General features: G+C 64.1%; 10 protein-coding genes and 1 pseudogene. 5 read left to right on the forward strand and 6 right to left on the reverse strand.

The window, feature by feature from the left end; genetic code table 11:
* Window positions 1-2: 2 nt before the first annotated feature.
* Both IVB36_RS35735 and IVB36_RS35740 read left to right on the forward strand, forming a co-directional pair.
* Window positions 3-1,091, forward strand: coding sequence for a mandelate racemase/muconate lactonizing enzyme family protein (locus IVB36_RS35735; RefSeq protein ID WP_247394699.1), 1,089 nt, complete (start codon window positions 3-5; stop codon window positions 1,089-1,091).
* A gap of 104 nt (window positions 1,092-1,195) precedes the next feature.
* Window positions 1,196-2,344, forward strand: coding sequence for an amidohydrolase (locus IVB36_RS35740; RefSeq protein ID WP_247394701.1), 1,149 nt, complete (start codon window positions 1,196-1,198; stop codon window positions 2,342-2,344).
* 6 nt (window positions 2,345-2,350) lie between these two features.
* Here the strand turns inward: IVB36_RS35740 and IVB36_RS35745 are convergent, their stop codons facing one another.
* Complete coding sequence (locus IVB36_RS35745; protein ID WP_018458265.1) at window positions 2,351-2,662, reverse strand: hypothetical protein; 312 nt, start codon at window positions 2,660-2,662, stop codon at window positions 2,351-2,353.
* On the opposite strand from IVB36_RS35745, the gene IVB36_RS35750 reads away from it, so the two are divergent.
* Window positions 2,661-3,446, forward strand: coding sequence for a DUF72 domain-containing protein (locus IVB36_RS35750; RefSeq protein WP_018458264.1), 786 nt, complete (start codon window positions 2,661-2,663; stop codon window positions 3,444-3,446). The two genes, IVB36_RS35745 and IVB36_RS35750, sit on opposite strands and share 2 nt — an antisense overlap.
* On the opposite strand, the gene IVB36_RS35755 is transcribed toward IVB36_RS35750, so the two are convergent.
* Window positions 3,443-4,630 (reverse strand): CoA transferase, encoded by a 1,188-nt coding sequence (locus tag IVB36_RS35755; RefSeq protein ID WP_247394703.1) that lies wholly within the window; start codon window positions 4,628-4,630, stop codon window positions 3,443-3,445. The two genes, IVB36_RS35750 and IVB36_RS35755, sit on opposite strands and share 4 nt — an antisense overlap.
* Window positions 4,631-4,796: 166 nt before the next feature.
* Here IVB36_RS35755 and IVB36_RS35760 point away from each other — a divergent pair, with 166 nt between their 5' ends.
* Complete coding sequence (locus IVB36_RS35760; RefSeq protein ID WP_247394704.1) at window positions 4,797-5,684, forward strand: hypothetical protein; 888 nt, start codon at window positions 4,797-4,799, stop codon at window positions 5,682-5,684.
* Between the two features lie 109 nt (window positions 5,685-5,793).
* Here the strand turns inward: IVB36_RS35760 and IVB36_RS35765 are convergent, their stop codons facing one another.
* The 4 genes and pseudogenes from IVB36_RS35765 to IVB36_RS35780 all read right to left on the reverse strand — a co-directional run bounded on the left by IVB36_RS35765 (window position 5,794) and on the right by IVB36_RS35780 (window position 10,891).
* Window positions 5,794-7,140 carry a carbohydrate porin gene (locus IVB36_RS35765; RefSeq protein ID WP_204510525.1) on the reverse strand — a complete coding sequence of 449 codons (1,347 nt, stop codon included), beginning with the start codon at window positions 7,138-7,140 and terminating at the stop codon, window positions 5,794-5,796.
* A gap of 136 nt (window positions 7,141-7,276) precedes the next feature.
* Window positions 7,277-8,337 (reverse strand): annotated as a pseudogene (locus IVB36_RS35770) (ABC transporter permease).
* Complete coding sequence (locus IVB36_RS35775; protein ID WP_247394706.1) at window positions 8,334-9,860, reverse strand: sugar ABC transporter ATP-binding protein; 1,527 nt, start codon at window positions 9,858-9,860, stop codon at window positions 8,334-8,336. Before IVB36_RS35775 ends, IVB36_RS35770 begins: the two are co-directional and overlap by 4 nt.
* 65 nt (window positions 9,861-9,925) lie before the next feature.
* Complete coding sequence (locus IVB36_RS35780) at window positions 9,926-10,891, reverse strand: sugar-binding protein (protein WP_085352214.1); 966 nt, start codon at window positions 10,889-10,891, stop codon at window positions 9,926-9,928.
* Between the two features lie 256 nt (window positions 10,892-11,147).
* Here IVB36_RS35780 and IVB36_RS35785 point away from each other — a divergent pair, with 256 nt between their 5' ends.
* Window positions 11,148-12,410 carry an ROK family protein gene (locus IVB36_RS35785; protein ID WP_247394708.1) on the forward strand — a complete coding sequence of 421 codons (1,263 nt, stop codon included), beginning with the start codon at window positions 11,148-11,150 and terminating at the stop codon, window positions 12,408-12,410.
* The last annotated feature ends 161 nt before the right edge of the window (window positions 12,411-12,571 follow it).

Below are 12,571 nucleotides of genomic sequence, written 5' to 3' on the forward strand. Positions count from 1 at the left end.
GCATGCCGCGCATTTCGACCATCGAGACCGGATTCTACCGGATTCCCCTTCCCGTCACGCTGTCGGACTCGATGCATGGCGACATGGCGGCGTTCGAGCTGATCACCTGCCGCATCCGGGATGCCGATGGCGCCGAGGGGGTCGGCTACACTTACACGGTCGGACGCAATGGCGGCGCCGTCGCCGACATCCTCAAGCGCGAGATCCCGCCGCTCGTCGAAGGCCGCGAGGCCGATGATACCGAGGCGATCTGGCACCAGGTCTGGTGGGCACTGCATTATGGCGGGCGCGGCGGGCCAGCGGTGCTGGCGCTCTCGGCACTCGACATCGCGCTGTGGGATTTGAAGGCGCGGCGCGCGCAATTGCCGCTGTATCAGTTGCTCGGCGGATTCGACGCGCGCGTGCCGTGTTATGCGGGCGGCATCGATCTCGATCTCTCCGTCGAAGCACTGCTCGCGCAGACTGACGGCAATCTCAGCAAGGGCTTTCGCGCCATCAAGATGAAGGCCGGCCGCCCCGATCTCAAATCGGATGTGGCGCGGGTCGCGGCGATGCGACAGCATCTCGGTGACGGCTTTCCGTTGATGGTGGATGCCAACATGAAATGGACGGTCGAGGACGCGATCCGCGCCGCCCGCGCGTTCCAACCGTATGACCTCACCTGGCTCGAGGAGCCGATCATTCCCGACGACGTCGCGGGCCACACTCGCATCATGCAGGCCGGCGGCGTGCCGATCGCGGCGGGCGAGAATTTACGTTCGCTTTGGGAGTTCAAGAACTACATCGTCGCGGGCGCGGTGTCCTATCCCGAGCCTGACGTCACCAATTGCGGCGGCGTCTCCGCCTTCATGAAGATCGCGCGGCTGTCGGAGGCGTTCAACCTGCCCGTCACCAGCCATGGCGCGCATGACGTCACCGTGCACCTGCTCGCGGCCTGCCCGAACCGGTCGTATCTGGAGGCGCACGGTTTTGGGCTCGACAAATTTATCGAGCATCCACTGGTGCTGCAGGACGGGCTTGCGCTCGCGCCAGACCGTATCGGCCACGGCATCAGCTTCGATTGGGACGGGCTGGCGAAGCTGTCGGCGTAGACGGAGCGCGTTGCTGCACGCGAGGCATTCGCTGAGGCTTGATGCAAGCTGCGGTTATTCGGCTATGGTGTCGACGCCGACACACAAGCCGAGAGATTCCCGCCTTGACCCCCGAGCTGCACCAGAAACTGACCGCGTGGCGCCGGCATTTGCATGCGCATCCCGAACTGTCGCTCCAGGAGAAAGCCACCGCGGCCTTCGTGCAGGGCAAGCTCACCGAGCTCGGCATTTCCTTCGAGGCCAACATCGGCGGTCACGGCATCGTCGCGACCCTGACGCGCGGCCACGCCCAGGGCCGCGTCGGCCTGCGCGCCGACATGGATGCGCTGCCGATCACCGAAGATACGGGGCTAGCTTACGCTTCGCAAAACCCCGGTGTGATGCATGCCTGCGGCCATGACGGGCATACCGCTTCGCTGCTCGGCGCGGCCGCGCTGCTCGCCGCCGACACCAGCTGGAGCGGGACGGTCGATTTCATCTTCCAGCCGGCCGAGGAAGGTTATGGCGGCTCGCGCGCGATGGTCGCGGCCGGGCTGTTCGACCGCTTTCCGATGCAACGGGTGTTCGGCTTTCACAACTGGCCGGGGCTCGCCGCCGGCACCATCGCGGTCCATGACGGCGTCGTCATGGCCTCCGGCGGGCGCATCACCATCACCATCGATGGCCATGCCGGTCACGCCGGCATGCCGCATCTGACGCGCGATCCGGTGATGGCGGCCGGCCATTTGATCGTGGCGCTGCAATCGATCGTCTCGCGCAGCGTCGATCCGCTCGACACCGCCGTGCTCTCGCTCTGCACGCTCGAAGGCGGCACGGCACGCAACCAAATCGCCGGACGCGTCTCGATCGGCGGCACGCTGCGTTACCATCGCGATGCGGTGAAGGACACCGTTTTGGCGCGGATCGAACAGATCTGCGCCGGGATTGCCACGAGCTTCGGCGTCAAGGTCACGCCCGAGATCGTCATTGGCGTCGGCGTGGTCATCAACACGCCGGCAGAAGCGGATCTCGCGCGCCTCGCGGCGGACAAGGTACGGGCCGAGTTGCGGCGCGACCTCGCGCCCAGCATGGCCGGCGAGGATTTTGCCCACTATCTCTCGCGGCGTCCGGGCGCCTTCGTCTGGATCGGCAACGGCGAATTGCGGGATGGCGCCGAGCTGCACGGCCCGCGCTATGATTTCAACGACGCGATCCTGCCGGTGGCATCGAGCTGGATGGCGGAAGTCGCCAAGGCGGCGCTGGCCTCGAACTAGGCCCGCTCACGAGATCTCGCGCGGCAACTTCCAGCCGGGCTTCGGCTCGAACGTCTCCTCGACCTGCGCGACGTGATAGCCGGCGGGCAGAAGGCGGCCGCCCTCCTCGTCCGCGACCGGTACGTCGGTTACCAGCCCCTCGATCAAGGCGGCTTCCCACACCTCCTTCTCCGTCGGAAAGGGATCGCCGATCTGCTTGTTGCCTTCGAACAGCGCGTACATCGGTTCCGGTCCTGCGTTGATCAAGCTCACGAGCAACGTATCGGCCGCACGGACGTTCCCATCCGGCAAATCGCAATGGATGGACACGTCGAACATGGCGCGCGTTCTGATCGGAACTTCCGGCTGGCATTACGCCTCCTGGCGAGGCCCGTTCTTTCCCAAGGGCGTGACGCTGAAGCAGCAGCTGAGCTACTACGCCGGACAGTTCGACACCACCGAGCTGAACGGGGTGTTCTACCGCACCCCGACGCCGGAGGCCGTCGAGGGTTGGCGGGAGCAGACCGGCCGCGATTTCGTCTTTGCCTGGAAGGCCTCGAAATTCATCACGCACTGGAAGCGCCTGTCGGATCGCTCGGTGAACAGCCTCGAACTGCTGGAGGATCGCATCTCACGGCTCGGCGGCAAGGCCGGCCCGATCCTGTTCCAGCTCCCGCCGCAATTCGAGGCCGACGCGGACCGCCTCGCCGGCTTCTTCAAGCTGTTGTCGCGGAAGCGGCGTTACAGTTTCGAATTCCGTCATCCGAGCTGGTATCAGCCGCGCATCTTGCGGATGCTGGCCGACGAGAACATCTCGCTGTGCCTGTCCGATCATCACGACGCGCCCGCGCCATGGAAGCGCACGGCGGATTTCGTCTATGTGCGCGGGCACGGGCCCAGCGGGCGCTATCACGGGCACTATACGAAACCCACGCTGGCGCAATGGGCGCGGCGCATCAAATCCTGGAAGCGGCAGGGCTGCGACGTCTACGTCTATTTCGACAACGACCAGAAGAGCGCAGCGCCGGCCGATGCACAGGCGTTGAAGCAATTGCTCAACGTGCGGCAAAGCGCGGCGATCACGACGGCAAGCCGCCGTGCAGGTGCCGTTGTTCACCGCTAGACGATGCCGCCTTGCCGGAGCGCCGCGATCGCGGCCTTGTCGTAGCCGAGCTCGGTCAGGATAAGATCGGTATGCTCGCCGAGCGTGGGCGCGCGAATCGCGATTTCGCCGGGCGTTTCCGACAGGCGGACGGCGGCGCGTGCCACCGGTGCGGGCTTCGGCAGACCTGGATAGTCGACGTCCTGCATGAATCCGGCGGCGCGGACGTGCGGATGATCCAGCGCCTGCTGCGGGCTCAGCACGGGGCCGGTCGGAATCATGGCCTTGCCCAGGGTGTCGACGGCTTCCTGCGTGGTGCGCTCGGCGCACCAGCGCGCCATGCGCTCGCTGATGACAGGGCCATTGTTGCCGCGGCTGATGTCGTCGGCAAAGCGCGGATCGTTCAGCCAGACCTCCTCCTCGCCCATCAGTTTCGCCCAGCGCTTGAACAGCGGATGCCCCGTGACCTGGCACAGCACCCAGCCGTCCCTGGCGCGGTAGATGTCGGCGGGCGCCGCGGTCTGGCCGAGATTGCCTGTCGGCACGCGATTGACGTTGATGACGGCCTGCTCGATCAGCGTCGCGTTGGTGAAGGACAAGGCGGTTGCGAGCAACGCGCCCTCGACGATCTGCCCGCGCCCGGATTTGCCGCGCTCGATCAGTGCGGCGAGCGTGCCGAACGCGCAATGTAGCGCGGTCCCGAAATCGACCCAGTTGACCGCGGCCCGGTAGGGTGGATCGCCGGCGCCCGTCATGTACACCGAGCCCGACATGACCTGGCCGACACCATCGAAGCCGACACGGTCGGACCATGGCCCCGGCCCGCCAAACGCGGTGGCCGTCGTCAGGATGATGTCCGGCTTGATCGCCTTGAGCGAATCGTAGTCGAGCTTCATCGCGCGCAAGGTCTGCGGCGGCAAATTGGCGACGACCACGTCCGCGGTCGCAATCAGGCGGCGCATCACCTCCTGTCCTTCCGGCTTCATCGGATCGAGCGTGAGGCACTTCTTGTTGCGGTTGACTTGAAGAAACAGCGCGCCTTCGCCAGTTTCGCCGACCGGCGCCACGAAACGATCCTCGCTGCCGTCGCGCTTCTCCACGCGAATGACCTCGGCGCCGAATTCGGCCAGCAAGGTCGCGCAATAGGGCCCCGCGATATAGCGCCCGAAATCAAGAACGCGGACGCCCGCCAGAACCCCTCCCATCGATCTCTTTCCTTTGTGCTTTTTGTCAGCTTACAGGGATTGGCATTTGCGGCAAGGTGGCAATGGACGCCATGCCCCACCCTCGAGATGTGATCGGCGAATCATTTCGACTGGCGGAAATTGTGCTCTAGTATGGACCTGTCCCTCCCCCATCAGAGCCCCGTCCATGCCGCAACAATTCGATCGATCCAAAGAAGATCTCGGCAACGCGATCCATTTCGAGCACGTCAACATCCAGGTCCCGGACCAGCGCCTCGCCACGCTGTTCTATGTCGCAGGTCTCGGGCTCACCCGCGATCCGTATCTGATGGTGTCCGACACCAACATGTGGATCAACGCCGGACGGAGCCAGTTTCATTTGCCGAGCGGCCGGCCGCAGGTGCTGCGCGGTCATGTCGGACTCGTCATCGCGGGCCGCGAGGCGCTGCTGGCGCGATTGGCGTCGGTCGCCAAAAAGCTCGAGGGCACCGCGGTCGCCTTCGCCGAGCATAACGACCATGTCGAGGCGATTTGTCCGTGGGGCAACCGCCTGCGCTGCTACGAGCCCGACGCCGCGCGCTTCGGCCGTGTCGCGCTCGGCGTTCCCTATGTCGAGTTCGACGTGCCGGTGGGATCGGCCGCTCGCATCTGCGCCTTCTACCCCGAGATCATGGGCATGCCATCCGAGTTACGGAACGGCGACGGTACGGTTGCCGCCGTGAAGACCGGCCGCGACCAGCATCTGTTGTTTCGCGAGACCGATCGGCCGCAAGGCGACTATGACGGCCACCATGTGCAGATGTACATCACCGATTTTTCCGGCCCTTACCGCAAGCTGCTGGCGCGCGATTTGATCTCGCGCGAGGACAATCAGTACCAGTACCGCTTCTGCGACATCGTCGATCTCGACAGCGGCAAGCCGCTGTTCACGGTCGAGCACGAGGTGCGCAGCGCCACCCACCCGATGTTCATGCGGCCGATGGTCAATCGCAATCCGGCGATCAACAACCGCAATTACGCGTTCGGTCACGATCAGGCGTCTTGGGCGATGGGACCGGATCAATACGAGGGATAGGTGATAACCAAGTCCCGGGCGGCTCCGCTGAGTGGAGCCGCCACACGTTGCGTGCGCTCCGGTGGGACGGGCATGCCCCACCTTTCGCATCAGACGGGTGAGCGTCCCGTCAGAAGTGGACCTCGGTGCGCATGCCAAGAACCACGGCGTTGTCGGTCTTCACGCCCGCCGCGTTATAGCCGCGCCCACCGGGATTGATGACATACTGAGCGTCGAACTTGAGGTTCAGCCAGCCGGTCGCCTGCCATCCGTACCAGACTTCAAGCGGCACTTCGTTGCCGCCGGCGTTCGGACTGAGGGCAGCCGTGTTCACGTGCGTCGTGCCGACCGCGAAGCCGACTTCGTCCTGGGGACGCCAGGAGAACGTTCCGGTATGCCTGAACCCGAGGGCGATCTGGTAATCCTGGTACGAGGTCCGGTGATCGGCGACGGTGGTATTGAGGAAGGTGTACCAGCCTACCGCACCCGGGCCGTCAACGGTCAATCGTTGCAGGATCGATTCGTAGACGCCGAAGCGGCCGCGTTGATCGCTGATATTTTGATCGGGCACACCACCGACGCCCGGGATGGTGCCGATAACACCCGGAAGACCGCCATCAATGGACGAGGCGCTGTCGTACCAGCCGCCAAGTCTCCAAGTCCCGGTCAAGGGCCCCTTCGGCGTCCAGACCAACTCCACCGGCACCATCACGCCACTGGCGGGGTTCGAGGCGGGAATGCCGGGCAAGAAGTAGACGCCCGGGTCTGACGTCGTCAGGTAACCCGGATTGGCATCGTAGACACCGACCGACACCGTGAATTCCGGCGCGATCTTATAGTGGACGACACCGGCCCACTGGCTCACCGGCCAATTGTAGATGTAGCCGCCCTGGATGTTGCCGGGCTGACCGCCGCAGAAGGTCAGGTTGATGAACTCGCACAGGCCGAAGAAGAAGTCGGAGCCGACCGGAAGACGGCCGCCCTTGAGTTCAAGGCGGTCATCGAAAAGCTTCTGCGAGTAATAGAGCTGCGTCAGGCGCAGAATATTGCCGCGGCCGAACACTTCGTTGGTCAGCTGCAGGGCGGGAATGTCCGCTTCGGTATTCAGATTTTTGCCGAAGCGGTCGACCAGCGTGAGACCGACGGTGCCGCCGGGGATGCCGGCGAGTTTTCCCATGTCCAGCTTCGCGCCGAACCACAACTGGCCGGCGTTGGCCGCGGTATTCCTGCTTCCGCCGGAGACATTGCCGACCGATTCGTTACCGAGCGTCAGGCCGATATCGATGCCCTGCTCCTTCAGCCTGGTCCTGCCGAGATCGCCGAACAGATACGGTCTCGTCCAGAAATCGTCAGCCGCATAAGGAACAGGCGCAGCTTTCGTCGAAAAGTCGGCCGCATACACTCCACCGCAAAACAGCGATGAGAAAGCAATCCCCACACCGCACACCCCTGCGGTGTTCATAAACCTGCGCAACATTTTACTCGTCCTCCCGCCGTCTCAGGCTTTACTTGTTTCGCCTCACGCCCCTGCCCAAAGCCCTCGAGCCTGGAACGCGCTCCTCCCCCAGCGGCCGCCGACCAGGCAGCCTTGTGTCAACTGGAGCGTGGATCTGTCATGCCCGATCAACCGTTCTCGCCGGCAATGCATCCGCGGCGCGCGGTGACGTGCCCTGGACTTGCTCCGCCAATGTCGATTTCGGCGCAGTGCGGGCGACGCCGGCCAGTGCCAGCTTGCGCCGCCGTCGCGCCTGCAATTGCTGATCCGCCAACACGCCGATCAGAATGACTGTCCCCATCACCGCGAAGTTCAGCGAATTCGGGATGCCCAGGATATTCACCAGGTTCTGCAGCACCTGCAGCAGCGCCGTGCCCAGCACGATACCGAGAATGGACCCTCGCCGCCGCGCAGGCTGCACCCGCCCAGCACGGCGGCCGCAATCGCGTAGAGCTCGTAGAAATTTCCGAAGGAGCTCGGCGACACCGAGTTCGTGTAGAACACGAACAAGACCGTCGAAACTCCGGCGAGCCCGCCGCTGATGATATAGGCGGTTGCGATCACGATATTGGTGTTGATGCCCGAGAAGCGTGCCGCCTCCTCGTTCTTGCCGACGGCATAAAGCCAGCGCCCGTAGACCGAGCGGTGCAGCAGCACGCCAAGGATCAGCGCAAGGATGATCAGGAGGATGAAGGTGTTCGGGATTCCCGCCAAATTGCCCGAGGCGATGTTGCTCAGTGTCGCCGCCTCGTCGCCGTAACCGAAGCCGCGGGTCGAATCGCTCGTGTAATAGCGCGCGGCGCCGCGATAGATCAGCAACCCACACAGCGTCACGATGAAGGGCTGCATCTTCAGGCGGGTGATCAGGAACCCCTGGATGCCGCCGAGCACCAGCCCGCCCAGCAGCACTGCCAGCAGCGCCAGGGGCCACGGCACCTGGTAGGTCGTCAGAAGATCGACGAACACGACGCCGAGCAGCGCAAACATCGAGCCGAGCGACAGGTCGATGCCGCCGGTGATGATCACGAGCCCCTCGCCGAGCGCGAACACACCGAAGAGGCCGATCAGATTGGCCATGTTCAAGAGGTTCACCAGCGACAGGAAGGCGGGATTGATCGCGCCCGTGATGGCGGCGATCACCACCAGCAGCAATGCCAGACCGAGCTCTTTCCTGATCATGGCGCGGCCGCTTCCGCGGTTTCCAGCGCCTGGCCCATGGCCAGTCGCAACACGTTGTATTCGCTGAACTGCTCCCGCTCGAGCACGCCGCTGACGCCGCCTTCATGCATGACCGCCACGCGGTCGGAGACGCCGATGACCTCCTCCATGTCCGAGGAGATCATCACGATCGCGACGCCCTGGTCGGCAAGCTCGCGCATCAACGCGTAGATCTCGCCCTTGGCGCCGACGTCGATGCCGCGGGTCGGCTCGTCGAAGAACATCACGCGCGGCTGCATGGACAGCCATTTGCCGAGCACGACCTTCTGCTGGTTGCCGCCGGAGAGCGTCACGGCCTCCATATCGATGCTTGGCGCCTTGATGGAGAGGCGCCTCACCTGCTGTTTCGCGACCTTGCGCTCGGCCGCGCCGCTGACCAGCCACATCCGCGCATGATCCAGCAGGCTCGCCAGCGTCATGTTCTCGCGGATCGGCAGCTCCAGCACGAGCCCGGATTTCTTGCGGTCCTCCGGCACCAGATAGATGCCTTGGCTGATCGCGTCGCGCGGCGATGCGACAGCGACCGGTGCGTTGTCGATCCTGATCTCGCCGCCCAGCAGCGGGTCAATGCCGAAGGCGGCGCGGGCAAGAGAAGTGCGGCCAGCGCCCACGAGCCCCGCCAGTCCCAGGATCTCGCCATGCCGCACGGAAAGATCAACCTGCCGGTCGGGAAAGGCTGACGTCACGACGCCGACGATATCGCAGCCGCCCGGCTGCGGCGCCTGTTTCGGCGGGGTATGCAGCGCTTTGAGGTCGCGACCGATCATCAACCGGATCATCGCGGCATGGCTTAGCTCGTTCAGCGCCAGTTCTCCCACGGTGCGACCGTCACGCAGCACCACGACGCGGTCGGCGCAGGTCATGATCTCTCCGAGCCGGTGAGAGATATAGATCACCGAAATGCCGTGCGCCTTCAGATCGGCAATCACCTCCAGCAGCCGTTCGGTCTCCGAGATCGTCAGGCTGGAGGTCGGCTCGTCCATGATGATCACGCGGGCGTCGATCGAGAGCGCCTTGGCGATCTCCACCATTTGCCGCTCGGCGATGGAGAGGTCTTCGACCAGCGTATCCGGCGCGAAATCGGCACCCAGCCGCTCCAGCAGCGGGGTCACCCGAGCACGCATCTCGGCATTGTCCACCAGCTTCAGCGGCCCGCCCATCAGCTTCTCGCGCCCGATGAACACGTTGGCTGCGACGTCGAGATTCTCGAACAAGTTCAGCTCCTGGTGCACGAAGGCGATGCCGGCCCGCGTCGCCTCGGTCACCGTGGTTCGGGCATACTCGCTGGTGCCGATGCGGATCACGCCTTCGCTCGGCGCGATCACGCCACCCAGCACGCGCATCAGCGTCGATTTGCCGGCGCCGTTCTCGCCGATCAAACCCAACACTTCGCCGCGATAGACGCGCAGATTGACGTCGTCGAGCGCCCTGACCCCGGGATAGGTCTTGCTGATCCCGCTGAGCTCCAGCAGTGTCTCTGCCATCTCTCCGCTTCCCTCCCGCCCAAAGCCCGGCCACCGCGGCGGCCGGGCCGTGAAGCACGCTGAAGTCACTTCTTCAGCAGCTCCTTCAGATGAGCGGTAAACTCCGCAACGTTGGACTTGCTGACCACCTGGGTCGGCACGATCAGCTTGCTATCAGCCGGAATCCAGGACTTGTCGCCGTTCAGCGTCTTGATGATGTTGATGGCGGAGAGATACCCGAACTCGTACGGCTGCTGCACGACAGTGGACTCGATCGTCCCGTCGGATATTCCCCGCAGCGTGCGCTGATCCTCGTCGAAGCCGACGATCTTCACCTTGCCGGCCTTGCCAGCCGCCTTGACTGCGTCATAGATCAGCGGAGTCTCGTAGCTCCAGAGGCCGGACAAAAGCGCGATGTCGGGATATTTGACCAGCACGTTCTCCATGTTCGCCTTGGCCTTGGCGAAGTCCACCTGGTCGGTGAACACGTCGACCAGCTCGACCTTGGTGCCGGCGATCGCGTCCTTGATACCCTGCACCCGCTCGCGGGCGTTGTCCGCGTCCATCGTGCCGACGAACAGCGCGATCTTGCCACCGTTCGGCAACGCCTTCTTGATCTCCTCGCCTGCCTGGCGCCCGGCCGCGACGTTGTCGGTGCCGATATAGGCGAGACGCTTGCTCTGCGGCGCGTCGCTATCCGTCGTGATCAACACGGTCTTGGCCGCAACCTTGTTGAGCTCTTCGGTTGCGTGCGGCGCATCGTCGACCGAGATGGAGATGCCGGCGACGCCGCGCACCAGCAGGTCGTCCAGCTCGCGCCGCTGGCCCGCCGCCGTCGCTTCGTTGGTGACGATCAACTGGATGTCGTATTCCGGGTGCTCCTTCTGAGCCTTTTCGAGCCCGCGGCCGGCGATCGTCCAGAAATCGGCCGCGGCATTGGTGACCAGCGCGATGGTCTTTTTCTGCTGGGCCTGCGCCGCCCCCGTGGCGATGGCCAGCGCAGCTGCGGTCGCAAACAGCGACACCATTAGTTTCTTCAGCGATTCGTTCATGTACACCTCCCTTGGGTCACCCCCGTTCAGGGGTTTCACAGCGCTTATGCGCTATCTTTTATTTACGTCGCGAACAAATGCCGCAGGGCAAACCAGCCGGATCAGGATGTACTTGCCCCTTCTTCAAGTCTAAATAGTACAGATGGTACGATAATAGTAAATATGGCTGCTGAAAACCGAATCCGATTGTGCTTTTCCGGTCACACACGCATCCCATCCCCTCAATTAAATTTACCTGATGAATTAAAGAGGCAGCATGGTTGACCAAATTGAGCCGTCCAGACGCGTGTCAAACACCGCCCGTGAATCCAACCGCGGCCGTCTCGTCGATGTCTTGCGACGCCAAGGGCCGCTGCCGCGCGTGGCGCTCGCCCGGAGTACAGGGCTGAGCTTCCCGGCCGTTTCCGGCCTGACGTCGCGGCTGATCGCAGAAGAGCTGCTCTGTGAGAGCGAGACGGCGGCAACGCCGTGGTCCGAGGACGGCGAGGAAGAAGATGCGGACGGGCTGAATGGCCGCCGCCGCGGCCGGCCGGCCGTGCTGCTGACCCTGAATCCGGAGTTCGGGCGCATCGCCGCGGTCTCCGTGCGCATGAACCTGATCGAGACGCTGATCGCGGATTTCCGGGGCTCCGGCGTCGCGCAGTCGCGACTTGCACTGTCGACGCGCGCGCTCGATGCAGGCGCGCTGCGCGATCTCGTGATTGCGCAGATCAATGCGCTGCTCGATGCGGCGGCGACGCCGCGCCATCGGCTGTTGGGAATCGGGATTGCGCTGCAAGGCATCGTGAACGTCGACACCGGCACGACACTGTGGAGTCCCGCGCTGTCGATCACCGAAGTCGATCTGGCGACGCCGATACGTCAGGCGTTCGGCGTCGATGTCGTCATGGCGAACGACGCTGTCGCGGTCGCGCTCGCCCTCACGGCCGCCGAACCGGCATTGGCGCAAGGCCTCTCGGCCACGATCATGGTCGGTCACGGCATCGGGATGGGCGTCGTTGCCGATGGTGAAGCACGCTGGGGCGCCGGCAGCGAGATCGGCCATGTCAAGCTGGCGCCGGACGGGCCGCAATGCCGCTGCGGCCAGCGCGGCTGCATCGAGGCTTATCTTGCCGATTACGCGCTCTACCGCGACGCCCGCACCTTTCTCGATCTGCCGCCGGCAGACTCGCAGCAGCCATCGGAGGGACAGATGGCCCTGTTGCGCGAGCGCGCGCTGGGCGGCGATCCGCGTCTCGAGCACCTATTCCTGCAGGCGGGTCGCGCGCTCGCCGAGGCGGTCGCAGCAACGATATCCGTGCTGCGGCCGCACCATGTCATCCTGGCGGGTCCGGGCCTGATGGCATTCGACATGATGCGCCACGCATATGAAGAGCGGCTTGAGCAGGCGGTGTTGCCATGGCTGCTCAGGTCCACGGCGATCCATCTGCGTCCAAGCGAATCGGCGGTCATTGTCGAGGGCATGGTGCGACGGACGCTGCGGGTCGTGGACCAAAACCATATGGAAGCGACCGAGTAAGCGCCGAGAGCTAAGCGCTGGCTGGGGCGGGAGGGATCGAACCTCCGAATGGCGGAATCAAAACCTGCTCGATTATATAGTGATTTCAAGGCGCATTTGGAAAAAATGGTCGAAACACGCTCCAGTAATTTCAGTAGGTTGGCTAGTGTTTCCAAATGAAA

It is taken from the genome of Bradyrhizobium sp. 35 (assembly GCF_023073215.1).
Taxonomy (GTDB): domain Bacteria; phylum Pseudomonadota; class Alphaproteobacteria; order Rhizobiales; family Xanthobacteraceae; genus Bradyrhizobium; species Bradyrhizobium canariense_D.

Coding starts and splice junctions, on each gene's coding strand:
- IVB36_RS35735 (WP_247394699.1), top strand. CDS start 3: ATGCCGCGCATTTCGACCATCGAGACCGGATTCTACCGGATTCCCCTT.
- IVB36_RS35750 (WP_018458264.1), top strand. CDS start 2,661: ATGGCGCGCGTTCTGATCGGAACTTCCGGCTGGCATTACGCCTCCTGG.
- IVB36_RS35745 (WP_018458265.1), bottom strand. CDS start 2,662: ATGTTCGACGTGTCCATCCATTGCGATTTGCCGGATGGGAACGTCCGT.
- IVB36_RS35755 (WP_247394703.1), bottom strand. CDS start 4,630: ATGGGAGGGGTTCTGGCGGGCGTCCGCGTTCTTGATTTCGGGCGCTAT.
- IVB36_RS35760 (WP_247394704.1), top strand. CDS start 4,797: ATGCCGCAACAATTCGATCGATCCAAAGAAGATCTCGGCAACGCGATC.
- IVB36_RS35765 (WP_204510525.1), bottom strand. CDS start 7,140: ATGTTGCGCAGGTTTATGAACACCGCAGGGGTGTGCGGTGTGGGGATT.
- IVB36_RS35775 (WP_247394706.1), bottom strand. CDS start 9,860: ATGGCAGAGACACTGCTGGAGCTCAGCGGGATCAGCAAGACCTATCCC.
- IVB36_RS35780 (WP_085352214.1), bottom strand. CDS start 10,891: ATGAACGAATCGCTGAAGAAACTAATGGTGTCGCTGTTTGCGACCGCA.
- IVB36_RS35785 (WP_247394708.1), top strand. CDS start 11,148: ATGGTTGACCAAATTGAGCCGTCCAGACGCGTGTCAAACACCGCCCGT.